Annotated in this window: 17 protein-coding genes and 2 other annotated features; of the genes, 8 read left to right on the forward strand and 9 right to left on the reverse strand. The window is 56.3% G+C overall.

Annotated features, from left to right (window positions below):
- Window positions 1–169: 169 nt before the first annotated feature.
- The 5 genes from ilvN (ACTUHY_RS07170) to ACTUHY_RS07190 all read right to left on the reverse strand — a co-directional run bounded on the left by ilvN (ACTUHY_RS07170) (window position 170) and on the right by ACTUHY_RS07190 (window position 6041).
- A complete protein-coding gene (gene ilvN / locus ACTUHY_RS07170; protein WP_278675715.1) occupies window positions 170–673 on the reverse strand; it encodes an acetolactate synthase small subunit in 504 nt (167 codons plus the stop codon).
- Complete coding sequence (gene ilvB / locus ACTUHY_RS07175) at window positions 670–2367, reverse strand: biosynthetic-type acetolactate synthase large subunit (RefSeq protein ID WP_442827169.1); 1698 nt, start codon at window positions 2365–2367, stop codon at window positions 670–672. Before ilvB (ACTUHY_RS07175) ends, ilvN (ACTUHY_RS07170) begins: the two co-directional genes overlap by 4 nt.
- 38 nt (window positions 2368–2405) lie before the next feature.
- The gene (gene ilvC, locus ACTUHY_RS07180) at window positions 2406–3416 is read right to left on the reverse strand and encodes a ketol-acid reductoisomerase (protein WP_297861912.1); all 1011 of its coding nucleotides are present in this window, start codon (window positions 3414–3416) and stop codon (window positions 2406–2408) included.
- An 87-nt stretch (window positions 3417–3503) separates the two neighbouring features.
- Window positions 3504–3743 (reverse strand) — a binding site (T-box leader).
- 133 nt (window positions 3744–3876) lie between these two features.
- Entirely contained in the window at window positions 3877–4560 is a 684-nt protein-coding gene (locus tag ACTUHY_RS07185; RefSeq protein ID WP_442827170.1) for a response regulator transcription factor, read from the reverse strand.
- Window positions 4560–6041 carry a HAMP domain-containing sensor histidine kinase gene (locus tag ACTUHY_RS07190; RefSeq protein WP_442827171.1) on the reverse strand — a complete coding sequence of 494 codons (1482 nt, stop codon included), beginning with the start codon at window positions 6039–6041 and terminating at the stop codon, window positions 4560–4562. The genes ACTUHY_RS07185 and ACTUHY_RS07190 overlap by 1 nt, the downstream gene beginning before the upstream one ends.
- A gap of 234 nt (window positions 6042–6275) precedes the next feature.
- Window positions 6276–6515, forward strand: a binding site (T-box leader).
- Window positions 6516–6662: 147 nt separating this feature from the next.
- On the opposite strand from ACTUHY_RS07190, the gene ilvB (ACTUHY_RS07195) reads away from it, so the two are divergent.
- The 4 genes from ilvB (ACTUHY_RS07195) (at window position 6663) to ACTUHY_RS07210 (ending at window position 10879) form a co-directional block, all read left to right on the forward strand.
- A complete protein-coding gene (gene ilvB, locus ACTUHY_RS07195; protein WP_442827172.1) occupies window positions 6663–8357 on the forward strand; it encodes a biosynthetic-type acetolactate synthase large subunit in 1695 nt (564 codons plus the stop codon).
- 45 nt (window positions 8358–8402) lie between these two features.
- Window positions 8403–8942, forward strand: coding sequence for an acetolactate synthase small subunit (gene ilvN, locus ACTUHY_RS07200; protein WP_442827173.1), 540 nt, complete (start codon window positions 8403–8405; stop codon window positions 8940–8942).
- Window positions 8939–10201, forward strand: a complete 1263-nt coding sequence (locus ACTUHY_RS07205; protein WP_442827174.1) for an ATP-binding protein — start codon at window positions 8939–8941, stop codon at window positions 10199–10201. Before ilvN (ACTUHY_RS07200) ends, ACTUHY_RS07205 begins: the two co-directional genes overlap by 4 nt.
- 120 nt (window positions 10202–10321) lie before the next feature.
- Window positions 10322–10879, forward strand: coding sequence for a methylated-DNA--[protein]-cysteine S-methyltransferase (locus tag ACTUHY_RS07210; protein WP_442827175.1), 558 nt, complete (start codon window positions 10322–10324; stop codon window positions 10877–10879).
- A 26-nt stretch (window positions 10880–10905) separates the two neighbouring features.
- Here ACTUHY_RS07210 and ACTUHY_RS07215 read toward each other — a convergent pair whose 3' ends face one another.
- Window positions 10906–12411, reverse strand: a complete 1506-nt coding sequence (locus tag ACTUHY_RS07215) for an ArnT family glycosyltransferase (protein ID WP_442827176.1) — start codon at window positions 12409–12411, stop codon at window positions 10906–10908.
- 188 nt (window positions 12412–12599) lie between these two features.
- On the opposite strand from ACTUHY_RS07215, the gene ACTUHY_RS07220 reads away from it, so the two are divergent.
- Complete coding sequence (locus tag ACTUHY_RS07220) at window positions 12600–13511, forward strand: NAD(P)-dependent oxidoreductase (RefSeq protein WP_442827177.1); 912 nt, start codon at window positions 12600–12602, stop codon at window positions 13509–13511.
- Between the two features lie 227 nt (window positions 13512–13738).
- Window positions 13739–16270 carry a YadA-like family protein gene (locus tag ACTUHY_RS07225; protein WP_442827178.1) on the forward strand — a complete coding sequence of 844 codons (2532 nt, stop codon included), beginning with the start codon at window positions 13739–13741 and terminating at the stop codon, window positions 16268–16270.
- Between the two features lie 49 nt (window positions 16271–16319).
- On the opposite strand, the gene ACTUHY_RS07230 is transcribed toward ACTUHY_RS07225, so the two are convergent.
- Window positions 16320–17438, reverse strand: coding sequence for a 5-methyltetrahydropteroyltriglutamate--homocysteine S-methyltransferase (locus tag ACTUHY_RS07230; RefSeq protein WP_442827179.1), 1119 nt, complete (start codon window positions 17436–17438; stop codon window positions 16320–16322).
- Between the two features lie 147 nt (window positions 17439–17585).
- Window positions 17586–21872: an acyl-CoA dehydratase activase-related protein gene (locus ACTUHY_RS07235; protein WP_442827180.1), complete on the reverse strand. Its 4287-nt coding sequence runs from the start codon at window positions 21870–21872 to the stop codon at window positions 17586–17588.
- A gap of 137 nt (window positions 21873–22009) precedes the next feature.
- Between ACTUHY_RS07235 and ACTUHY_RS07240 the strand changes: the two genes are divergently transcribed.
- Both ACTUHY_RS07240 and ACTUHY_RS07245 read left to right on the forward strand, forming a co-directional pair.
- Window positions 22010–22858, forward strand: coding sequence for a C45 family autoproteolytic acyltransferase/hydrolase (locus ACTUHY_RS07240; protein WP_442827181.1), 849 nt, complete (start codon window positions 22010–22012; stop codon window positions 22856–22858).
- A 127-nt stretch (window positions 22859–22985) separates the two neighbouring features.
- A complete protein-coding gene (locus ACTUHY_RS07245) occupies window positions 22986–24599 on the forward strand; it encodes a putative polysaccharide biosynthesis protein (protein WP_442827182.1) in 1614 nt (537 codons plus the stop codon).
- A gap of 43 nt (window positions 24600–24642) precedes the next feature.
- Here the strand turns inward: ACTUHY_RS07245 and ACTUHY_RS07250 are convergent, their stop codons facing one another.
- Window positions 24643–25590, reverse strand: a complete 948-nt coding sequence (locus tag ACTUHY_RS07250) for a M23 family metallopeptidase (RefSeq protein ID WP_442827183.1) — start codon at window positions 25588–25590, stop codon at window positions 24643–24645.
- Window positions 25591–25708 lie beyond the last annotated feature (118 nt).

Genomic DNA, 25708 nt, shown 5'->3' on the forward strand with positions numbered 1-25708 from the left:
TATTCTCCTTTCAGTTCTTCGTGGTGGTTGAGGTGAAATGTAGCTTAGATATGTCTTTATTTTATCGTAAGACAAGGGGTCTTGTGAACAGGAGTGTCCACAAGACCCCAACATTTATTATAGAACCGAAAAAAGCAGGTTCTGCCTTTGGCGAAACCTGCTTTTCCATTTACATCTTTTTCACCGGAACCAATCCTCGACTCAGGGAAATCTGTCCGGTCCGGGCGATTTCGATGATTTCATAGTCTTCCAAGACTTCCAGCAGGGCGTCGATGTGGTCTTCCCGGCCGGTGAGCCGGAGCACCAGGGATTGTTTCTGGACGTCCACCACCTTGGCATGGAAGAGTTCCGCCAGGCTGGCTACTTCTTCCCGCACCTGAGGGGTGGGGGCGCTGACCTTGATCATGGCCAGCTCATAGCTGACAAAGGGCGCGTCATCCAGGTTCACCACCTTGATCACGTCGATGAGCTTGGCCAGCTGTTTGATAGCCTGGTCCAGTTCATATCGGTCTTCCACCGATACCACGATATTGATCCGGGTCACGTCCCTCTCTTCCGTGTAGCCAGCATTGATGAACTCGATGTTGATGGCCCGGCGGCTGATGAGTCCGGCTACATGGGTCAGGACCCCGGGCTTGTTGTCGGCCAGGATGGCCAGATGCTGTCGGATCATACGTTGTCGCCTCCTGTTACCATTTCATCCAGTTTTTTTCCGCCAGGGACCATGGGATAGACATTTTCGTCCGGTGGGATGGTCACTTCCAAGAGCGCCGGCCCTTCCTGGGCAAAGAGCTTGTCCAGGGCCTCTGGCAGCTGGTCTTCTCTTTCCACTGTCCAGGCCGGTACTCCCATGGACTGGGCCACGCCGGCAATGGATGGGTTGGCCGTTAGGTCGGATTCGGCAAAATGGCCTTTGTAGAACATGCCCTGCCACTGATGGACCATGCCTAGGGTATTGTTCCGCAGGACCACGGTCTTGACGGCGATCCCGTATTTGTGGAGGGTGACGAATTCCTGGCAGTTCATCATGATGCTGCCATCCCCCGTGATCAGCACCACCGGTTTGTCCGGTTTACCCAGCTGGGCGCCCAGGGCGGCAGGGAGACCATATCCCATAGTACCCAGGCCGCCGGAGGTGATGAAATGGTGGGGGTGGGAGACCGGATAGAACTGGGCTGCCCACATCTGGTGCTGGCCCACATCAGTAGCCACCAGGGCGTCCGGACCCGCTTTTTTCGCCGTTTCTTCCAGCACTACCTGGGGCGACAGGCCTTTCTCGGAAGAAGGCCGGGTCCCCGCCGGGTGGCCGGCTTTCATTTCCTGGAGCTCCTGGCGCCAGGTAACGGTCTGGACGGCCGGAATGGGATTGGCTTCCAGCTTTTTCCAGAAGGCCGGCAGGGACCAGCGGAGATCTCCATTGACACTGAGGTCCGCATGGACGATCTTGTTGATCTCTACTTGGTCGATGTCGAAATGGACGATCCGGGCTTTAGGCGCAAAGTTGGCTACGGATCCCGTGACCCGGTCATCGAACCGGGCTCCCACGGTCAGCAGCAGATCACACTGGGTGATGGCCATATTGGCGGTCCAGGTGCCGTGCATCCCGGCCATGCCCAGGTTCTCTTCCCAGCTGTCAGGGATGGCGCCTTTGCCCATGAGGGTGTACACCACCGGCAGGCTGGCGGCCCGGACAATCTGCCGCAGCGGTTCTGCCGTATTGGACAGGACCACGCCACCACCTACCATTACTAGAGGCCGGTGGGCCTGCCGCAGGGCATCCAGGGCTTTCTCCACTTCTTCTTCCCGGCCTTCCTGGAGGGGCTGGTAGCCCCGGAGGGAGACCGTTTCCGGATATTCGTAGTCAAAGGGAGTATCGAATACATCCTTGGCCACGTCCACCAGCACCGGCCCGGGACGGCCGCTCCGGGCGATGTAAAAAGCTTCCTTCAATACCCGGGGCAGGTCCTGGACTTTCTTTACCAGGTAATTGTGCTTGGTGATAGGGGTGGTGATGCCGGAAATATCCGCTTCCTGGAAGGAATCCCGGCCGATCAGAGGGGTAGCCACCTGGCCGCTGATCACTACCATCGGGATGGAATCCATATTGGCGGTTGCGATGCCGGTGACCATGTTGCAGACCCCAGGACCGCTGGTGGCAAAGCAGACACCTACCTTGCCGGTGGCCCGGGCATAGCCGTCTGCTGCGTGGACGGCTCCCTGTTCATGGCCGGTGAGGATATGGGGGAATTCCATCCGGTACAGAGCATCATACAGGCTCAGTACGGCTCCTCCAGGGTATCCAAAGACAACCTGGACCTGTTCCTTTCGCAAACTTTCGATGACGGCTTCTGCACCGGTGATTTTCATAGTTTCCCCTGCCTCCTTTAAAACTGGATTCTTTCTGATTACTCGTTTTTGTCGTTTTCATGCAGCCAGGGCATCATGCTGCGCAGTTTTTCCCCGACTTTTTCGATAGGATGTTCGGCATGCTGACGGCGCATAGCCAGGAAGTGAGCCCGGCCTCCAGCACGGTTTTCCAGCAGCCAGTCTTTGGCGAAGGTGCCATCCTGGATGTCTTTCAGGACCTGCTTCATAGCAGCCTTGGAATCCTGGGTCACCACTTTCGGGCCGGCGGTGTAGTCTCCGTATTCAGCGGTGTCGGAGATGGATTTGCGCATCTTGGCCATGCCGCCTTCGTACATCAAGTCTACAATCAGTTTCATTTCATGGAAGGTTTCGAAATAAGCGATTTCAGGCTGGTAGCCGGCTTCGCACAGAGTTTCGAACCCGTTGGTGATTAGCTGGCAGATGCCGCCGCACAGGACAGCCTGTTCCCCGAACAGGTCGGTTTCTGTTTCTTCTTGGAAAGTGGTCTGGATGACTCCGGCACGGGTACCGCCGATCCCTCTGGCATAGGCCAGGGCCAGATCGAAGCATTTGCCGGTGGCATCTTGTTCTACGGCGAATACATCAGGTACGCCGCCGCCTTCAACGAAAGTCCGGCGGACCAGATGGCCCGGGCCTTTGGGAGCGACCATGAATACGTCCACATCTGCCGGAGGGACGATCTGTTTGAAATGGATGTTGAAGCCATGGGCAAAAGCCAGGGCGCTGCCGCTCTTCAGGTTGGGAGCGATTTCGGCTTTATATACATCGGCCTGTTTTTCATCCGGGATCAGGACCATGGTCACATCGGCTGCCGCAACGGCCTCAGGTACGGTCTTGACTTCCAGGCCGGCGGCCCGGGCTACATCGGCGGATTTGCTGCCTTTGTACAGGCCGACTACCACGTTGACGCCGCTTTCTTTCAGGTTCAAGGCATGGGCATGGCCCTGGCTGCCGTAGCCGATGATAGCCACCGTCTTGTCCTTGAGTACGCTCCAGTTAACGTCCTTGTCATAAAATACTTTTGCCATGGGAAACATCTCCTTTGAAAATAGAAATAAAATGGGGGATACGTGGCAGAGCCGGTTTCTCGTAAAAAAAAAATCCGTCCCTATAGAAATAGGGACGGAAACATTTCTGCGATACCACCCTGCTTCTCCGGCCATTGCTGGCGCGAAGCACTCTGCTACGTACTAACATACGTGTTCCGGCTAACGGGGGAAGACCGTCCATGCTTACTGGGCTTCAGCAGGCTCCTGGGGGAGGATTTTCGTTTGCCGGTTTCTGCTGGCTCGCACCATCGTCAGCTCTCTGGGAGAAACGGGAGGCAAAGTACTCGTTCCCTTCATGGGATTTGCCTTGTTCACTTGGTTTGAAAAGGATGGTGTCAGTATACATTGTGCGTGAACAGTTGTCAACAAGGTTTTTAAAAAAGTTTCAAAATAGCATATGCATAACAAAAAATGTAACGATTGAAATAGTCAGTATGACCTATTTTCTGAACCGATAGCCTACGCCCCACACCGTTTCGATGTATTCCGGTTTGGCCGTGGCCTCGATTTTTTCCCGGATCCGGTTCACATGGACGGATACCGTGGCCGTGTCTCCCAGAGAATCTTCTCCCCAGATCCGTTCGAACAAAGTTTCCTTGCTGAATACGACACCGGGATTTTCGGCCAGGAACAGCAGCAGAGAGAACTCCTTGTTGGGCATGGGGACTTCTTTTCCCTTGAGATAGACTCGGTGTCCCTCCCGATCGATGGACAGGTCTCCTCGCTGGAGCAGCTGCCGCCCTGTTTCTTGTCCGGTCAGCTGCTGATATCGGCTGAGATGGGATTTGACCCGGGCTACCAGCTCTCCGGGGCTGAAGGGCTTGACGATGTAGTCATCCGCCCCCAGGCCCAGACCCCGGATCTTGTCCACATCCTCCTGCCGGGCGGATACCAGCAGGATGGGGATATTGCGCTTTTCCCGGATCCTCCGGCAGACCTGGAATCCGTCCTGCCCTGGGAGCATGATGTCCAGGAGCAACAGATCCACTTTTTCATCCAGAGCGGCCTTTTCTCCTGTCAGGCCGTCTCCGGCGATTTCCACGGCAAAGCCGTTGGCTTCCAGATAATCCCGTTCCAGTTCTGCGATATCCCGGTCATCTTCCACTATCAAGATCTTTTGCATTAGATTGATTCCTCCAAAGAAAATTCCATGTGGATTTTAAGGCCCCGGGGCTTGTTGGCCTCGGCCCAAATCCTTCCTTTCATGGTTTCCACGATTTTTCGGACCACGGCCAGTCCCAGGCCGCTGCCGGCAGCTACATGGCTCCGGGCCCGGTCCGTCCGGTAGAAGCTTTCGAAGATCCGTTCCAGCTGCTCCGGAGCCACGCCGGGACCGTCGTCCGTTAGTTCCAGCCGGACCTGCTTCTTCCCTTGGGATTCCAGGACAATAGCCAGGGTACCGGCTTTTCCCGTTTTGTATTTCCAGCTGTTGCTCACCAGGTTGTCCAGCACCCGGGCAAACTGATCCCGGTCCATCCGGATAGGGGCAGCGGCCAGGGCGGTGGAAAAGGTCAGCTGGAGCCCGTTCTGTTCCCAGTGATCCCGCTGCCCTTCTACGTAATCCTTCATATAGGAACAAAGATCCACGGTTTCCCAGTGGAAGGGGATCTGGTCCAGGTCCAGCTTGGAAAAGAGAAAGAGGGTCTGGTTCAGCTGGGCCATGTTTTCCGTGGTTTCCAGGATCTTTTGGAGATAGCGCTGCCGTTTTTCCGGGGTATCTGCAATGCCGTCCTGGATTCCGGAGGCATAGCCCTGGATCTTGGTCAAGGGCGTGGCCAGGTCATGGGCGATCCCGGCCAGCATTTCCTTCCGGCTCCGTTCATCCTGCTCGCGTTTTTGCCGGGCCCGGAACAGTTCCCGGCGGCTCTTTTCAAAAGCCCGTAAGGTGTCCCCGATTTCATCCCGGCTGTCCGCCTGGATGGGAGTGTCCAGATCCCCCCGGCTGACCTGGGCAGCCACCCGGCGCAGTTTTCCCAGGGGTTTCAGCAGCTGCCGGGCCATGAGCCGGCTGAGAGTCAGACCTGCCAGAGCGGCAGCCAGCAGCACTAGGAGGAAAGCACCGATGAAGCTGCCTTTGAACAGTTCTTTGGAATGGAGAGTGAACAGGTCATCTCCTTCCACCAGCGGGGCCGGCCCCTTTACCCAGGCTTCCACCCCTGTCTGGAGGGAGCGGTAATGGAAAGCCAGGCCCTTTCTGCCCCAGCTGATGCCCCCTTGTCCTTCCGGCACCTGCTGGAGAGTGGCGGAGCGGATGGCTTCAGCTTCTCTGCCTGGAGTTACATGGAAAGGAACGCCATTTCGGACCAAAAGGACTTGGAGACCTTGGTCTTCCAGATGTTCGGTGACCCGCATCAGCGGGTGGGGATTGTCCGGCTTGAAATGGTCCGAGCGGACCCGGAGCCGGGTCAGTTCGAACTGGATGGTCAGAGTGGGGCCGCTTTCCGGCCAGATAAAGGAAATGATGCTGCTGCGGTTCAGGTTCTCCAGGCCAAAGATCCAGAAGATCCCCAGACTGAGCAAGGTGAAACAAAGGACGGGCGTCAGGATCATCAGGTAGTTGGCGGCCAGCAGTCGTTTCCGGATGGGCAGATCTTTCCAGCGCATAGAGTCCACATCCTGCCTTGCGAAGCAGGATACTCCTTTCTTTCATATCGTCTCTTATTATACCATTGTCTTACACTGGCCGTCCCGCACCAAATGGATCATCTTCCCGTGAAGGATCTGTATAATACATTACAATAAATCGTGAAAAACAGGAGAAATGCAACTTTCTTCGTGAAAACGGTTGACATACGTCCATGTGGAAGATAAAATAAATCCAATTCACAATTTTAAATCCCCAATCCCAGGATGGGAATGAGTACTTCTGAAGGGTTTTGCAGAGAGGCAGCGGACGGTGGAAGCTGCCAGACCGGGCAGGAGGAAACTGGTCCCGGAGGAGACAGGCTGAACCTTTTGGCAGTAGGTCTGGACGGCATTCCCCGTTATAGGAAGCGCGTATGATTGTACGTGGCAAAGTGTCCCGGCGCAGCAATGCCCGGGGAATCAGGGTGGTACCGCGGATTTTCCGTCCCTTTTCAGGGACGGATTTTTTATTTCTGCGGCACCGTCAAATCAACTTTCCAAAGACCGCGGGTCACGATACCAGGACCCATTTGAAAAGGATGAGGGCTTCGATACCAGAGCCCATTTGAAAAGGACAGGAATCGTTAAAGGAGGAACCGTATGGAAATGACCGGCGCAGAAGCCATCCTTGCAAGTTTAAAAGAAGAACAGGTCCCGGTGGTCTTTGGATACCCCGGCGGAGCCGTCTTGGGCCTGTATGATGCCATTTACAAAACCGGCTTCCCCCATATCCTCACCGGCCATGAACAGGGGGCCATTCATGCAGCGGACGGCTATGCTCGGGCTACGGGGAAAGTGGGGGTCTGTATTGCTACCAGCGGCCCCGGGGTCTGCAACATGGTGACGGGCATTGCCACCGCCAATATGGATTCCATCCCCCTGGTGATCATCAGCGGCCAGGTGGCCACCTCCCTGATCGGGCAGGATGCCTTCCAGGAAGCGGACACCGCCGGGATCACCACCCCCATCACCAAGTACAACTATTTGGTCCGGAAGGCAGAAAACTTGCCCCAGGTGCTGAAGGAGGCTTTTTACATTGCCCGGACCGGACGGCCGGGTCCGGTACTCATCGACATCGTGACCGATGTGTTCGATGCCAAACTGGACTTCCAGTATCCTAAAGAAGTCCATCTGCTGGGCTACCAGGGCAGCCAGCATCCCCGCCAGGCCGATGTGCAGCGGGCAGCAGAAGCTCTGCGCCGGGCCCGCCGGCCGGTGATCATGGCTGGAGGCGGGGTGATTCTCTCGGATACCGGACGGGTGCTGACCTATCTGGCAGAAAAGACCGGGATCCCGGTGGTCACCACCCTGATGGGGAAAGGGGCCGTGCCGGATACCTTGGACCAGCATCTGGGTATGCTGGGGATGCACGGCAGCTATGCGGCCAATATGGCTGTGTCCGGATGTGATCTGCTGCTGGCCTTCGGGGTCCGGTTCGACGAACGCTCCACAGCCAAAGCCAGTCTGTTTGCTCCAGCAGCCCGGATCGTCCATTTCAATGTGGAACCGGGGGAAATCAATAAGATTATCCCGGTCCAGGTGGCTGTGCCTGGAGATTTACGGGAATCCCTGCCTCTGTTCAGCCAGCTGGTGGATCCCTTGGCAGAAGATTTCCGGGAACAGGTAGCTCCCTGGCGGGAACAGGCGGAAGCTATGAAAGCGGAAGTCCCTTGTGTTGCTCATGCCTGCGCTGGCGGGATCTCTCCGGAAACCGCCTTGAAAAAAGCGGCAGCCCGGGCTCCCCGGGATACCATCGTGGTCACTGATGTGGGCCAGCACCAGATGTGGGCAGCCCAATTCTTCCCCACGTTGGAAGCCCGGCATTTCATCACTTCTGGAGGGCTGGGGACCATGGGCTTCGGTCTGCCGGCTGCCCTGGGGGCCAAAGTGGGAGAACCGGATAAAACGGTTCTGCTGATCACCGGGGACGGAAGCATCCTGATGAACTGTCAGGAATTCACGACCCTGCCTACCTATGGGATCCAGGTGAAGACCATCGTCCTGAAAAACGGCCAGCTGGGCATGGTGCGCCAGCTCCAGGGTTTGTTCCGGGGTGGGCGGTATTCCCAAACGAAACTGATCCGGAAACCTTCTATGGCAAAAATCGCGGAAGCCATGGGCATTCCATCCCGGAGCATTTCCTGTCCAGAAGAACTGGGAGAAGGGCTGGATTTCCTGTTCGGTACAGAGGATTCTGCCCTTTTGGAAATCACCATCCCGGAAGATGAACGGGTCTACCCGGTGGTGCCGGGGAGCAAGGGACTGGACCAGATGATCCTGGGACGAGAGGATTGAAGGCGAAGCAGCGGAAGTACAGACCAAGCATAAAGGAGAAAAATCATGAAATGGCAGCATATAGCACTCCTGGTCAATAACCGGCCGGGTGTCCTATCCCATGTGGCGGGGCTCATTGCCCGCCGGAACATCAATATCGAATGCCTGAACGTAGGCTATACGGAAATTCCGGAAATCAGCCGGATCAATCTGGTGGTGGGAGTGGAAAGCCGGTTCCAGCTGGATCAGGCCATCCATCAGCTGAGCCATCTGATCGATGTGATCAAGGTGGTGAACCTGGATGATGCACCTTTTGTCAGCTACGAGCTGACCATGATCAAGGTCAGTGCGCCCACGCCCCAGATCCGGGAAGAACTGACCAATATCGCCGGATTGTTCCATGCCAAGATCGTAGATGTGTACCCGGATTCCCTGATCCTCCGCCTGACCGGGCGGCAGGACCATATCCAGGCCCTGCGGCAGATGCTCCAGAACTATACCGTCTTGGAAATCGCAACCACCGGTCAAATCGCCTTGGGACGAGGTCCCCAGACCGTCAAGGACAGTCTGCTGGTGCCCCAGGGAACGGAAGGAGGACAGCCATGAAACAGACGATTTCGGAAACAGTTGCTGATTTCCGGCTTTTTTCTACGCTGACAGTGCTCCGGCCCCTGCACCGGGATCCGGTGATCATCAATCTGCGGAAGGCCCAGCAGCATCCGGAACGGGAGAAATATCTGGCCCGGGCCCGGGAAGCTCTGCTGGAACAGGCAGAAGAGCTGGGGCTTTCCGGGAACTTGTGGCAGGGGTATTTCTTCCATCTCCTGAGTGAAGGGAATAACCTGGCGGGTCAGATGGTAGAATCCAAGGGGGATACGGGGAGCGGACTGCTGGCGGCCCTGACGCGGGATATGGAAAGACTGCGCTCCTTCCTGACCCTTACTGGCAGCGATGTGCTGGGGGACGGGTTCTATGATCATTATGCCTCAATCTGTCCGGCCTCCCAGGAGAGCCTGGAAAACCAGCTGGCCCGTCAGCTGCTGGAGACCCCAGAAGCCGCCCAGCAGGCCGGGATCCTACTCCAGCATTATAAACGGTATGGGCGGGGAAAAATGGCCCGGTACGAAGCTTTCTGCCTGGATGCCAAGGGGCGCTTCCAGGGAATCACCGATTTCCCTCATTACGCATGGGAAGATATCTTGGGATATGCAGAACAGAAAGAAAAGCTCCTGGCCAATACCCGGCAGTTCATGGCCGGACGGGGATGCAACAATGTCCTTGCGACGGGCAGCCGGGGCACAGGGAAATCCACTTCTATCAAGGCACTGATCCCTCTGTTCAGCGCCCAGGGACTGCGGCTGGTCCAGATCAAACGGGATCAGCTCCATCTGTTGGCGGCTGCCATGGAACGGGCGGGAAAGATCCGCAGCCACCGGTTCTTATTTTTTTTCGATGATCTGTCCTTTGATGAAAATGAAAAAGAATACAAATACCTGAAATCTGCTATTGACGGTGGGGCTGCTCCTCAGCCGGACAATGTGATGCTGTGCGCCACCAGTAACCGGCGCCATCTGCTGAAGGAAACCTGGGCGGATCGGAGTGACGAGCTGGAAGCGGAAGTGTACCGGGAGGATGCTACCAATGAATCCATATCCCTGTCCGACCGATTCGGACTGATCCTCCATTTCGGAGCTCCCACCCAGCAGGAATATCTGGCCATCATCGACCACGAGCTCCAGAAAGAAGGTATCAAGCTGTCCCCGGAAGAACTGCGGATCCAGGGCGTGCGCTGGGAAATGGAACATTCCGGTCGGAACGGCCGGATCGCCAAACAGTTCGTCCAGTGGTATCTGGGGAATCATTGAGAGTGGGTGTTGCACGTTATGTGCAACACCCCGGTCTCGAGTCTCGAGACCTCCGAAAAGGGCTGTTACCTATGCAACAGCCCTTTTTGGTATAATATAGGCAGAAAAGGAGGGGAAAACATGGACGAAAAAGTATTGTACATGGATCGGGTGGCGACGCCTCTGGGAGACATGATCATGACCAGCTATGGAGAGGCTCTCTATGGGCTGTGGTTCCAGGGGGAAAGATATGAGCCTGGGGAGCAGGAACTGGATGGTGCCCGGAGAGAGCCGGATCTCCCTGTATTCCAGGAGACTCGCCACTGGCTGGATTTGTATTTCCAGGGGAAAGATCCTGGTTTCACCCCTCCTCTTGAACTGTCCGGCAGTGATTTCCGGCAGCAGGTGGGACGGATCATGCTGACCATCCCTTACGGAAAGACCCTGACCTATGGGGCCATCGCCCGGCAGATGGCTGGAAAGATGGGGAAGAAACAGATGTCGGCCCAAGCGGTAGGGGGAGCCGTGGGCCACAATCCCATCAGCCTGATCATTCCCTGCCACCGGGTGGTGGGATCCAGCGGAAGCCTGACTGGATACGGAGGCGGCATGCCCCGGAAGGTGTGGCTGCTGGAACATGAAGGCATCGATCTGGAAGCCTCCGGCTTCACTATACCAAAAAAAGGGACTGCCTTGTAAAAGAGGCAGTCCCTGCGGTAGCGGTTTTATTCTCTTGTCCAGATGACCCAACGGCCGCCTTCCCCATGCTTTTCCCAGTTGCCCGGGAGAGCCTGGAGAAAGTCCTTTTGGCTGCTCCGGTCCACCAGGACCACGAGAGGGCCTTTGTCCGGCAGGTCTTCCAGAGTTGCGAAAGGCATCATATTCTTGGCGTTCCAGCTGATCCCTTCCAGCCGCAGTTCTCGGAGCCGCTGCCGGGTCACCAGCCGGGGGGCCGGGATTCCGCTGTAATAGGTGAAGGATACGGGATACCGGCCTCCATAGACATATACCAGGACTTCCGGCATAGGGAGGGCCGTGACCACCTGAGCCGCCCCCCAAGCGGAAGACTGCTGGCACAGCTGGGGAGCTAGGACAAAAGAAAGGACTGTGAGCAGCAGGGCCATGGACAGGGCAGTCCGTTTGATCCAGTACTGTTGTTCCAGAGTCGGGAAAGCACAGGCCAGGCCTATGGCCAAAGGCGGCAGATTGGGGAAGGTGTACGTGGGGTATTTGGTGGCCATGCATTCAAAGAACAGCCAGGTGACGGATCCCCATAGGAACAGGAACCGCTGCTGATCATCCAGGCTTTTCCAGAAGATCCGGTATTTGATCCGGTCCGTCAGTCTCTTTCTATATTCCTTCCACAGCCAGGGCAGGCTCAGGCTCCAGGGGAAGCAGCCTATGAGGAAAACCAGGAAATAATACCACCAGGTGTTGTTCCGGGGATGCTCGGATACCGTGGCCCGGAGTACATTGTGGACCCCGATGAAGCCGGTGAGGAAATCGGTGCCGTGGAGAAGAATCATGGGACCGTACCACAGGGCGGCGATCCCCAGGGCCAGCAGGAGCCCCCGGACCAGTTTCATGTGGGTCAGGGTATGGAAATCCCGGTTCCCGGCCAGATAGGCCAGGATGATCAGCCCCGGCAGCACCAGGCCCAGAGGTCCCTTGGTGAGGATGGCCAGGCCGGCCAGGGCATAGGCTCCGTAAAAGAGACGGGGGCGGCTTTCTCTTTTGGCTACGTAAAACAGCATCAAAGCGCCGTCCAGGGTGACGAAAAGGGTCATATCAGTGATCACCGCTTTGGCCAGATAGAAATATTCCACACTGGTAGCCATGATCAGGCCACTGAGGAATCCGATATTCCGGTTGTACAGTTTCTGGGCGAACCAATAGGTCTGGAGGACCCCGATGGTACCAAAGACCGCAGAGAAGAAACGGGCTGCGAAGGAAGTCTCTCCGAAAAGCTGGAAGGCCAACAGCAGTTCGCCGTAAAACAGCCAGGGTTTGTCGTACCAATAGTTCCCGTAGATCCGGGGAGAGAGCCAGTCTCCGGAGGCCAGCATTTCCTTAGCAGTGAGGGTATAGTTGGATTCCACCGGGTCCGTGATCAGCAGCTGGCTGTTGGCTGCAAAGAACAGGATCAGGCAAAGGAGGAACAGCAAAAAAGCTGGCCAGTGCCTGTGGTAGACCCGCGGCAGAGGCGCCTTGTCATTTTCCCAGTATTCCATGGAATATCCCTCCTCCTGTTTGCTGTTTCCAGTATAGGAGGCGAACATAAAGGAATCTTAAACAAAGGAAAAGAAAAGGATAAAAATCTTGTAAAAGAAGGAAAAAAGAGCAATCATTGCAAAAACGTTCCTGTTGCAGGGCATCATGGATGGTGGTGTAGGCAGCAGACAGAAAGGGTGGAGAAACAATGAAGATCAGTTTTATCGGGGTAGGCGTCATGGGCGGCGGGATGTGCCGGAATCTGCTGAAAAAGGGACTGGAGGTCCGGGCCATTGCCAGGAAAAAAGAGCATCTGATCCCTTTCCAGCAGGCGGGGGCTGCCATCAGTACCTGGAACCGGGATGCGGCGGACAGTTCGGTCATTTTCTTCTGCCTGCCGGATGGAGCGGCGGTCAGACAGGTCCTTTTGGAAGAAGAGGGACTGCTGGAGTGCCTGGCTCCAGGTACGATCTTGGTGGACTGCAGTACCCTGAGTTATCTGGAAGCCCAGGAATTGGCAGAAAGCTGCCGTGAACGGGAGGTGGCTTATCTGGATGCTCCCATTTCCGGCCATCAGGCCAAGGCCGACGATGGCACACTGACCATTATGGTGGGCGGGGAGGAAGAAGCTTTTCTCCAAGTGAAGCCCCTTCTGGAAGCGGTAGGAAGCACCATCCTGTATATGGGGGAAAGCGGCAGCGGGCAGCTGACCAAGATGATCAACAATTGTTGCCTGAATATCTGCACAGCAGCTTTTTGTGAATTGATGCCTCTGGGAGCGAAACTGGGGCTGTCTCCGGAGAAACTGGGCAAAGTCCTAATGACAGCTTCCGGATCCAGTTATGCTTCCTGTCACCTGATTCCCAAGGTGCTGGAAGGGGATTTCGCCTACGGATTTTCCCTGGCACGGGCTTACAAAGACATGGCTCATATGGCAGAACTGACCACCCGGTTCCAGGTCCCACTGCCTACCTTGCAGGGAACCATGCAGACCTATCAGCTGGCCCTCCGCCATGGGGAAGGCGACCTGTACAAAGGGGCTATGATCCGGTTTTATGAAGATCTTTTGGGGGTGGAATGCCGTCGGGAACCCAAAGAACCGTTGCCTGTCAGACGCTGACAAAAGGGCTGCTGCATGTTTTGTGCGGCGGCCTCTTTTTTTTGCTGTCCGCTTAAGTCAAGACAGAAGAAATCTTCTGAAAACCTGTACTATAGTACAGTGTCAAGTACTGCTGATTTTTGTATAATAAAAGCACCTAAAGGAGAAAAGAGAAAAGAAAACGCAGGATAAAGACGGAAAATTCAATTTTTTACTCCAACTATAGTTTTGTCAGGAGGTGCCATGGTATGAACAGGATCTTTAAGGTAGTGTGGAACGAAACCCGGAACTGCTATATGGTGGGTTCTGAACTGATTTCACGCTGTTCCGGATGCCGCAGTGAAGCCCGGAACCGGCAGGGAGGCGGGTTGAAAAAGCTGCTGCTGGCGGCTTTCTGCGGACTGACGCTGCTGCATGGCGGACCTGTTCTGGCGGCAGAGGCGGGAGAAAGTGCAGAAAGTCCTCCTGCTGCTGTCCACTATTTCAGTGTGAACCCGGAAGATGGCAACCGGAATCGAAATTACCTGAACGATGGTGCGGTGGGAACGGATTCTCTGGCTGTTGGAGCCGGGGCTTATGCCGATGGGACCATGGGCGCTACGGCTCTGGGCAATGATGCCAAGGCGGATGGAGAACGGGCTCTGGCCATAGGGAACGGATCTCGGGCCACGGGGCTGGATGCCATTGCCATCGGAACCGGATCCCAGGGAGAAGCCAACGGAACCAATGCCATTGCCATCGGGGAACAAAGCCATGCGGTAGGCCTGTATACGACTGCGGTGGGCAGTTATTCCGAAGCCACTGCAGAAGGGGCCGTGGCCCTGGGCCAGCAGGCCAAGAGCAAAGGCGTATACAGCACCAGCATCGGCATCATGGCCAATGGCATGAATGAAGGCGGAACGGCTGGTGAACATTCCACTGCCGTAGGGGCCCATTCCGAATCCTCCGGACTGGCTTCCGTGGCCCTGGGCAGCTTCAGCAAAGCCACTGATAACTTCGCCTCTGCCCTGGGGTATAACAGCCAAGCCGTCCTTCAGGGCACGGCCGTAGGGGCTGCCAGCCAGGTTACCGGTAAAGGGGGTACGGCGATAGGTCTCTTGAGCAGCGCTTCCGTTACTGGGTCCGTGGCTCTGGGTATGAGCTCCGTGGCCGACCGGGAAGCCGGACGACAGGGGTACCATCCGGTGTACGGCTGGATGCAGGACGATTCTCCTGCCTGGCAGTCCAGCTGGGGTGCCGTGTCCGTAGGGGCCGGTCCTTCCCAGGATGAAGATGGCAGGCTGATTCCCCAGCGGACCCGGCAGATCATCAATCTGGCCGCCGGCACGGAAGACACCGACGCGGTGAACGTGGCCCAGCTGAAGGAAGCCATGAGCGATGCCCGGATTTCCATCCATGCCGGAGAGGGGATCATCGTGGAGAAACTGGGCTCGGAATACACTATCAAAGCCAATCTGAACGGATTGAGCAACGAACACGGAACGGTACACATCCTGTCCAATCCAGAAGAATTCCCGTACAATCTGGAGCAGCTGGATGCCGCTCCCGATCAGCCCTCTCCAGCTCCTCCCAGGCCTGCTCCCCGGCGGGTGATGGCAGAGCAGCCGGAAGTCGATGACGGCGGACCGGTTCATGTAGGCTATGTGTCCAATGAAGTGGATTTTGCCACGGACGATGGGAATACGGCCCGGCTCAACGACGGAGGAGTCGTCAATGTACTGGGCGGGGACAATATCCATACGGCATCCAGTTCTACGACTGACGCCAATGGCCGGACCGTGGACAATATCCATATCCACCTGGATAAGGATATTACCGTAGACAGTGTGACCATCGGGGAAAAGGGGCCGATCCTGAATGGAGAAGGCATGGATATGAAAGGGCTTTCCATTACCGGACTGGCGCCGGGCGAGGTGTCAGCCACTTCCATGGATGCGGTGAACGGCAGCCAGCTCCACGCCACCAACCAGATGGTCCAGGAGAACCGGCAGAACATCACCCAGCTGGGGAATTCCCTGAACAAGCTGGACGCCCGGGTGAACCGGGTGGGAGCCGGAGCAGCCGCCCTGGCTGCGCTCCAGCCCCTGGACTTTGATCCGGATGACAAATGGGACTTTGCCGCCGGCTATGGGAATTATGCCGGTGCCCATGCGGTAGCCATCGGAGCCTACTACCGGCCGACGGAAGATATGATGTTCAGTGTGGGCGGCTCCTTCGGAGGAGGAGAAAACATGGTGAACGCCGGAGTGACCTTCAAACTGGGGCAGGGGAACCATGTGACAAGGTCTAAAGTGGCCATGGCCAAGGAAATCATCGACCTGCGGGCCACCGTGGAAATGCTGAAGAACCAGAATGCCCAGATTCTCCAGACCCTGAAACTCCAGGGGACACCAGCAGCCAGCCCGCTGGTTGGGAAATTCAGCGATGTGCCGGAAACTCACTGGGCCTGCCGATATGTGGAAGAACTTCGGAAACGGGGCTATCTGGAAGGTTATCCGGATGGAGAATTCAAGGGAGACCGGACCATGACCCGGTACGAATATGCGGCCGTCATCTATCGGGCACTGCAGAATGGAGCACCGGTGGATGCTGACATGGCCAGATCCGTAGAAGAATTCAAACCAGAACTGACCCAGATCCAGGAAGCTGAACGGTTCCGGGTGGACCGGATCTCCGGGAAAGACAATGACCGGCATAAAGTGGAGCGGGTAAGGGTCAACAGTGAAAACAGCAAAGAGAAACAAGAATCTCGGGATGTCTACGGATCCCGGATCCAATAGGAAGAATGCATAAAACAAAGGTCTGCCGCCTGTGCGACAGACCTTTGTTTTATGCATCTTCCCAGACTTTTTCTGCGATGGACCGGATCAGCCGGAGCTTGGCCCACTGTTCTTTTTCCGTCAGCAGGTTCCCTTCTTCGGTGGAGGAGAACCCGCACTGGGGACTCAGGCACAGCTGGTCCAGGGGAACGTATTTTTCCGCCTCCCGGATCCGGGCGATGATGTCTTCTTCTTTTTCCAGTTCCGGGGTCTTGGAGGTCACCAGTCCCAGGACCACCTGCTGGCCTTTGATGAACCGGAGGGGTTCGAAGCCACCGGCCCGGTCACTGTCGTATTCCAGGAAGAATCCGTCCACACGGCAGCGGCCGAAGAGGGTTTCCGCCACCGGTTCGTAGCCGCCGCTGGAGAACCAGGTGGAACGGAAGTTCCCCCGGCAGATGTGCATGGTGATGGTCATGTCATCGGGTTTGGCTTCCAGGGCCCGGTTGATCATGTCTACATAGTGATCGGCCAGTTCATCCAAGTCGAAGCCCCGTTCGGCATACGCCTTCCGTTTGTCGGCGTCGCAGAATTCCCCCCAGCTGGTGTCATCCAGCTGCAGATACCGGCAGCCGGCGGCGTAGAAGGAACGGATGGCCTGCTGGTAGGCCAGGGCGATGTCCGTGAACAGCCGGTTCTGGTCCTGATAGCGGGGAATGGGTTCATAGTGTTTTTCCCGGACGCAGCAGATCAGGTGCAGCATGCTGGGGGAAGGGATGGTCATCTTGGCCAGGGTTTCTCCTGCGGTTTCTTTCAGGAACCGGAAATGGTCCAGGAAGGGATGCCTTCCAAAGCCGATGGGTCCGGTGATTTTGGCGGTCCGGGCTTTGGGCTGGGCCCCTTTGAAATGGACGGACCAGTTTTCCGCGGAAATCTCCGTAACTCCTTCCAGTTCTGTCAGGAAATCCAGGTGCCAGTATCGGCGGCGGAATTCTCCATCGGTGACGGCTTGGAGTCCCACTTCTTTTTCCTTGGCCACCAAGTCCCGGATGGCTTCGTCTTCAGCGGCCTTCAAGTCAGAGGCAGGGATGGTCCCGGCGGCAAAAGCTTCCCGCTTTTCTTTCAAAGCGGCAGGACGCAGGAAACTGCCCACGATATCATAGCGAAAAGGCGGTTTGTTTTTGGTCATGGTCTATATCCTCCCATACATTCAGGTTTTGTCCATGGGGAAAGTATACCACGGTCATGGGAATTTGGATAATACAGAAAAGAAACCAGTTGCTATAGCTTGAGGGAATAGCAAAAAGGCCTGCTGCCGGCGCAGCAGGCCTTTTCCTTAAATCATAATCTCCCGTCTTGCCAGGTTCTCGTCAAAGAAACTTTCTTCTTTCTTTTTCTTTTCAACCGGTACCGGAGCCGCGCTGGTGCGGATGTTTTCCACAAACAGCAGCAGCCGGTTGGTTACGTTCACGTCACTGACCCCGCTGTCGAAGTCCAGGCTCAGCAGGTTCATGTGAGGATACAGGGATTTGATCTTCTTTTCGATCCCTTTGGAGATGATGTGGTTGGCAATGCAGCCGAAAGGCTGGAGGCTGATCACATTCTCGATGCCGTGCTTGGCGAAGTTCACCACTTCTGCTGGCAGCAGCCAGCCTTCCCCGAACTGGGCGGCCATGTTGATGATGGTTTTCCCGTCATTGGCCAGGTCGAAGATGTCCTCGATGGGGGTGAAGTACCGGAACTCTTCCCCGATTTCATTGAATTTCTTCACCTGTTTGGTGACCCACATGTACAGGGCATCTACGATCAGGTTCGGCATGTGATGCCGTTCCAGGCCGAACTTCCGGTTGGTGATTCGGTTTACGAAAGCCTGCATGAAGAAAGGGGTCAGCAGAGGAGGCATCACTTCAATGGAGTGATCCATCAGCCAGCTGGTGATGTTCTTGTGGGCGAAGGCGTTGAACTTCAGGTAGATTTCCCCTACGATCCCCACCTGGGGCAGATGCACGTCCGGCTTGGCCAAAGCGTTGAATTCTGCCGCCGCTTCCTTCAGCAGTCTCTGGAGACCGCTGGGGCTGTTGGCTTCGATTTCCTTCTTGGCTAGTTCCAGGTATTTGTCCTTCAGTTCCGCAGCTTTGCCTTTGACGGTTTCCCGGACTACGGAGGCGTTGAAGAACTTGGCCAGGCAGTCGGAGAACAGCACGGTGGAAACGGTGATCCGGGAAATCTTCAACCAGTTGATGGCAAAGCCCGGCTGGTCATTCTGGATATTCTTGCTGGTGGCCAGGGACAGCACCGGAGTGTCTTTAAAGCCCGCAGCAATCAGGGCATGCTTGATCAGCCCGAAGTAGTTGGAGGCCCGGCACTGGCCACCAGTCTGGGTAATGGCCACGGCTGTATGGGCGGGATCATATTTCCCGGACTGGAGGGCACGGATAAAGTCCCCTACCACCAGGGTGGCCGGATAGCAGACTTCGTTGTTGGCGAATTTCAGCCCCAGGTCCGCGCTCTGGACCGTGCTTTCTGGCAGGGTTTCCACATGGAACCCGGCATTCTTCATCACCGAAGGGATGAGGGGAGAAATGAACGGGGTGAAATAAGGAGCCAGGATGGTGTAGTCCCGCATGTTCTTTTCAAAACGGGGCGGCTGTTCAAAGGGGGTAGCTTCGAATTTGGCATCCCGGTTGTACCGGATGCTTTCCACCACGGACCGGACCCGAAGTTTCAGGGAGCCGATGTTGGATACATCATCGATTTTCAGCAGGGTCAGGGCCTTGCCATGGCGCTGGAGGATGCCCCGGACTTCGTCCTGGAGGAAGGCATCCGGACCGCAGCCGAAGGAAGTCATTTCCATGAAGTGGACGCTGTTGTCCTGGCGGGCCACCCAGTCGGCCGCCTTGGAGATCCGGTTGATGTAGGCCCACTGCCGGACTAGATAGGAATCGTCGATGGTGATGGAACTGTCGTCCCGGACCAGGTCCTCGTTGATCACGTTGATGCCCATGGCTGCAATGGATTCGCTGAGTTTGTGCTGGATCAGAGGGTCCGTATGGTAGGGCCGGCCAGCCAGCAGGATGGTCAGTTGTTTGTTGGCCCGGCTCTTCTGGAGGATCTCCTCATTTTTGGCCTTGATGGCCCGGCCGTATTCCTCCTGGGCTTTCAGGGCTGCCTTCAGGGCTTTGTCCGCGGTGAAACGGTCGAAGCCGATGTAGCTCAGGTATTTCCGGATCTGTTTCTTCAGAAGGGATTCATCCTGGAAGTTGATGGGCGGGGAATCGATGGGAATCTCCGTATCCACCACGCTTTTGATCACGTCGGAATAGCCAGAGACCACCGGGCAGTTGTAGCTGTTCAGCTGCCGCTTGTCATCCTGCCGTTCGTAGATCACATAGGGCATGAAGATCCGGTTCACCCGCTTCCGGATCAGGTTGTTGACGTGGCCGTGGACCAGCTTGGCCGGAAAACAGATGTTGTCGCTCATTACATCGTGGATCCCTCCTTCATAATTCTTGAAGGTAGAGGGGTCGGACAGCTGGACTTTCAGCCCGCAGGTGGTGAACAGGGCATGCCAGAAGGGGTAGTCTTCGTAGATGTTCAGGCACCGGGGGATCCCGATGACCCGCTGGGCATCCTCTTTCACCGGACGGTCGAAGAGCAGTTTGTATTTGTAGTCGTAGATGTTTTCCCCAGGTTTATGGTCTTCCCCATTGTTGGTGAAGAATTTTTCACATTTGTTCCCGGAATAGTAGATGCTGCCGTTGCTGAAATTATATTTCTTGATCAGGCAGTTGTTTTCGCAGCCGTGGCATTGGAGCTGACTGTCGGTATAATTGGCCACGTGGATCATATCGTCCAGGGTGGCTTCTCCTTCTGCCCGGCTCCGGGCAAACAGGGCGCAGCCGTAGGCTCCCATGATTTCCGGGATGTTGCTCCGGTGGACGGTAGTGCCGGTCAGAAGTTCGAAGGCCCGGACCACGGCGTCGTTTTTCATGGTGCCCCCCTGGAGGACGATATCGTTCCCCAGGTCATGGGTGTTCTGGAGCTTCAGCACCTTGTACAGGCAGTTCTTGATGACGGAATAGGCCAGACCGGCAGAAATATCCCCGATGGTGACCCCTTCCCGGAGGCTCTGCTTCACTTTGGAGTTCATGAACACCGTGCACCGGGTACCTAGGTCACAGGGTTCCTTGGCTTCGCAGGCCAGTTTGGCAAAATCGCTGACGGAATAATTCAGCCCCTTGGCAAAGGTTTCCAGGAAAGTGCCGCAGCCGGAGGAACAGGATTCGTTCAGTTCCATCCGATTCAGGACACCGTGGTCCACGAAAATGGCCTTCATGTCCTGGCCTCCGATGTCCAGGATAAAGGAAACGTCCTGGTGGATCTTCCGGGCCGCCAGATAATGGGCGATGGTTTCGATGATGCCCGTCTTCAGGTCGAAGGCGGCTTTGATCAGGTCTTCCCCGTAGCCAGTAGAGCAGCTGCCCAGGATCCGGGGATTGGCTCCCACCTTCAGGCATTCCGCATAAAAGGCTTCAAAGGCGTCCTGGACGGCGCCGATGGGATTGCCACTGTTGGGTCCATAATGGGTGAAGAGGATCCGGTCCTGATCATCAGTGACCACTAGCTTGGTGGTGGTGGAGCCGGAGTCGATGCCCACATAGACCCCGTCCGTTTTCGCCGTAAGGGGCGTCAGCTGGATGGCATCCGCTTCCTTGGCCTTTTTCCAGGTGGCATAGTCTTCCGGAGACTGGAAGATGGGGGGCAGGATGTCATCGGAACGGACGGCCACTTTGGGAGCGCTTTCCAATTTTTCTACCAGCTGGTCAAAGGAGATGGACGGGGCATCTGCCGCACTGAGGGCAGTCCCGTAGGCCGGGATCAGATTGGCGTTTTCCGGCACAACGAAATTCACATAGGGAATCTGGAGGCAGTCCATCAGGGCTTTCCGCAGGGCGGGCATAAAGGTCAGAGGACCGCCGCAGAGCAGGATCTTGGGTTCGATGGTGCAGCCGTGGCTCAGGGTGGAGATCACCTGGACCGCCACTGCGTGGAAAATGGAAATGGCGATATCTTCCCGGCTCACGTTCTTGGCCAGCAGGTTCTGGATGTCTGTTTTGGCAAAAACGCCGCAGCGGGAGGCAATGTAATGGACATGCTGGGCCTTTTCTGCCAAGCCGTCCAGCTGTTCGATGGGAATCCCCAGGAGCACGGCCATCTGGTCCAGGAAGGCCCCAGTGCCGCCTGCGCAGTTGCCGTTCATCCGCAGGTCGCAGCTTCCATCGGCCTTGATGTACACGATTTTGGCGTCTTCTCCGCCAATGTCGATCAGGGTGGCCACGTCCGGATATTTGGCTTTGACGAATTTAGTGGCGGCGATCACTTCCTGTTCAAAGGGAATCTGGAATTTTTCCGCCACTCCCATGCCCACGGAACCGGTGATCTTCAGCTTCAGGCTGGCACCGCCGATCTGGGAACGCAAAGTCTTCAGTTCTTCCCGCAGGACCCCGGCTACATTGGCCTGGTGCCGCTTGTAGCGGGAAAACACCACATGGGAATGATTGTCCAGCACGACGATCTTGCACGTGGTGGACCCGATGTCTAAACCTACACGATACGTACTCATAATGCACCTCATCTTAAAGTGTATCCATTATAGCACATATGGGGTAAAAATCCAGAGTGGCCTGAGGGTTTCCGTAGGAATCAAGGGAAGGCTGTGATACAATTACGGAAGGGAAAAAGGAAGGAGATGTGGGGAACGTGGATTTTTCCGTAAAAAGGATCATCCTAATTTTTTTGAGCGTTTGGATCCCGGCGGCCACTGTCTGGGGGTGTACGCTGTTCGGAGCCCAGGGCAGCCGGGTCCAAGGAGGAGGCAGTTTGCTTGTGAAGAATCGGGACTGGCGTCCGGAGTATCAGGAAATGCGGCTGGTCCAGGGTCCCCGTTACCGGTATTACGGGATCTATGGGGGAACGGAAGGCCATATGGCTCTCAAGGGCGGGGTAAATGAGGCAGGATTGGCTGTATTTTCCGCTTCTGCCAGCAGTATCCCCCGGAAGGAACGATTGGCCATGGGCCCTTGGGGAAAAGGAGCGCTGAAACGGCTGCTGGGCAGTTGCGGTACGGTGGAGGAAGCCCTGGCCAGCGGGACAGATTTGGGCGGCCCAAAATTCCTGCTGCTGGCGGATGCTTCTGAATTGGCCTGGGTGGAAGTGGGGGATCAGGACCAAGTGGCGGTGCGCCGGGTCTGCAACGGGACTTTAGCCCATACCAATTTTTATCTGAGCCCAGAGTTCCAGCGGCTGAACTTGAAAGAGACCGTTTCGGCCCGACATCGGTATCAGCGGATCGAAGATCTCTTGGAAAGCCAACAGACCCCTTATATATTGGAAGATTTGATCCGCTACAGCCAGAATAGGACGGAAGGACCGGATAACAGCCTCTGGCGGCTGGGGAGCCGGCCGGACGGACCGCAGACACTGGCTTCTTTTGGTGTATGGCTGCATCCGGGAGTTCGGCCGGATATCTTCGTCAAGATCCGCTACAGCCCAGAAGATCAGGGCCGAGAAGATGTATACCAGTTGGATGGAGAACATTTATTTCCCTGAGCAATGGGAGAAATGCCCATTAGCTGCCAAAATATGATAAAATAATACAATTACAGTGAAACAACGCAGGCTGGAAGGAGCCGCATAGGGATTTTCCCTCCAGCTGGCGGTATAAAGGATGGATAGCATGGAGCAGCAAGGACAAACTCCCGCCAACAGCAAAACAAAAAAATTCCTGAAAGGGACTCTGATCCTGACCATTTCCAGTATCGTGGTGAAGGTCATCGGAGCCCTGAACTGGGTCATCCTCTCCCGAGTCATGGGAGGCGAAGGCATCGGCTTGTACCAGATGGGTTTCCCCATCTATTTGATGGCCATCACCGTTTCTTCCGCTGGGATCCCGGTGGCCATTTCCATCATCACCGCGGAAAAAGTGGCCAAAGAAGACTATACCGGGGCCCAGCGGGTGTTCCGGGTCTCCCTGCGGATGCTTTTCTGCACTGGGCTCTTCTTTTCCCTGTGTCTCCTGGGGATGGCTCACTGGCTGGTCACCTCCGGGATCATTCCCGATCCCCGAGCCTATTATTCCATCATCGCCCTGGCTCCGGCGGTGTTCTTCGTAACCTTCCTGTCCAGCTTCCGGGGGTACTTCCAGGGCTGGCAGATCATGACGCCTACGGCCTGCTCGGAAATCACGGAACAGCTGGTGCGGGTGGTCACCATGATCGCTTTTTCCTACCTGCTGATGCCCTACGGCCTGACCTATGCGGCAGCTGGAGCCAGCATGGGAGCCGGGGCCGGCGCTTTGTGCGGCCTGCTGCTCCTCCAGGTGTTCTATTTCCGGCTGAAGCATAAGTTCTTCCCTCAAGGAGAACAAAAAGTTCCTGAGGCGGAGCAGGAACCGGCCGGAAAGATCATCAAACGTCTGATTGCCTTGGCTCTGCCGGTTTCCATGTCCAGCCTGATGCTGCCCATCGTGTCTAATCTGGATATGATGATCGTGCCCCGGCGGCTGATGGTGGGGGGCTGGTCCATGTCCGAAGCCACCACCCTGTTCGGGTATCTGACCGGTATGGCGGTGCCTCTCATCAATATGTCCACCATCCTGACGGCGGCGCTGTCCATCAGTCTGGTGCCGGCCATCAGTGAATCCCGGGTACTGGAAGATACGGAAGGGATCCGGGAAAAAGTGGCTACGGCCTTTTCTGTGGCGGCAGTGATCACCATCCCCTGCAGCATCGGCCTCCATGTACTGGGCGGCCGGGTGGCGGCTCTGATCTACAACGCTCCCAAAGCTGGACCTTCCATCGCGACCATGAGCTGGGCCATTTTCCTCCTGGGACTCCATCAGGTGAGTACCGGGATCCTCCAGGGACTGGGCAAGACCAAGATCCCCGTGTTCAATATGATCTTGGCGGCAGTATCCAAAGTACTGCTGAACTGGAACCTGACTCCTTCTTTGGGAATCGTGGGGTCTTCCTGGGCTACGGTGGCCGATATCGGGATCGCTGCCGTCCTGAACCTTTTCTTCATTAAAAAGTACACCGGCTTCTCCCTGGAATTGAAGCAGCTGGGGAAAACTGCTCTGGCGGCAGCGTCCATGGGGGCGGCGGTGAAGGGATTCCTGGCCCTGGTCCCCAACTGGGGGGCTTGGAGCATCCTGGGAGGCATGGCTGTAGCCATCCCTGTCTATGGAATCCTACTCCTAGTGCTGAAGACCATGCCGGAAGAAGAGCTGTACCAGATCCCCTTCCTGGGAAGGAGAATGGTGGCGCTGGGGAAGAAACTGAAATTGTTATAAAAAAAGCTGTGAAAAAATAAGCAATCATTTTTTCACAGCTTTTTTATCCCACCGGTCTGGCAAAATTCAGCGGGTTCACAGGGTTCCCGTTCTGACGGATTTCGAAATGTACATGGGGGCCGGTACTGTAGCCGCTGCTGCCGGCATAGCCGATCACATCTCCCCGGCGGACGGTCTGTCCCGGCTGCACGGCAATGGCACTCATGTGGCCGTAGCAGGTGGTGAGTCCGTTGCCGTGGTCGATGCTGACGAACCGGCCGTAGCCCCCGTTCCACTGGGCCTCTTCTACGGTCCCGGTGGAGGACGCCTTGATGGGTGTCCCGTAATCTACGGCAATGTCGATGCCCGGATGGTAATCACTGCCACCGCCGAAAGGATCCGCCCGGAGACCGAAGAAGGAGCTGATCTCCCCTCCGCTGACGGGCCAGCCGTAGGTGCCGTCCCCGGTATTGGAAAGGGCCAGCAGCATGTTGGTGAGGTTCTCCTTCTTGTAGGCCAGCTTCTTCCAGTTGATTTCATCCTGGACTTCCAGCACCGTCAGCTGGTCCGCTGTGGTGGAGCCACCCTGGCCCCCTTTGTCCAGTTCCTTGGATTTTTTGTCCACGGCCTGTTCACCGATCTTGACTCCGTCCTTGGACAGCTTTTCCCGGACGGCGTTTTCCACCTGGACCACCTGGGCCAGTTCCCGCTGGAGTTTTTCATTGTCGTCCATGAGCTTGGCCAGCCGTTCCGTATAGACTCCATAGTCCGCCCGGTAGTTGGCCAGTTCCGTCTGTTCATCCCAGGCCTTGAACAGCAGTCCGGCACATACTGCCAGTCCCATGAGACTGGCCAGGAAGGCCCCGCAGAAGCCCATCAGCAGCTTGGGCCCCGCCTGGAATTCCTGGATCTGGCCGTCGGCATCCTTCCACTGGAAAGAGAAACCGGCTCCCACCAGATGGCCGGAAGGGAGGAATCCTTTCAATTTTTCCTTCAGTTCTTTCTTTTCCATACCTGCTCCTTACAAACAGGACGTGCCAGCGGCACGTCCTGTACAACTCTTCGATTGTTCTGCACACTTTGACTACCGAGTCAACATTTTAGCGCGAAAATCTGGAGCCTTCAACTGT

It is taken from the genome of Acidaminococcus nyctereutis (genome assembly GCF_052216985.1).
GTDB classification, from domain to species: Bacteria; Bacillota; Negativicutes; order Acidaminococcales; family Acidaminococcaceae; genus Acidaminococcus; species Acidaminococcus fermentans_A.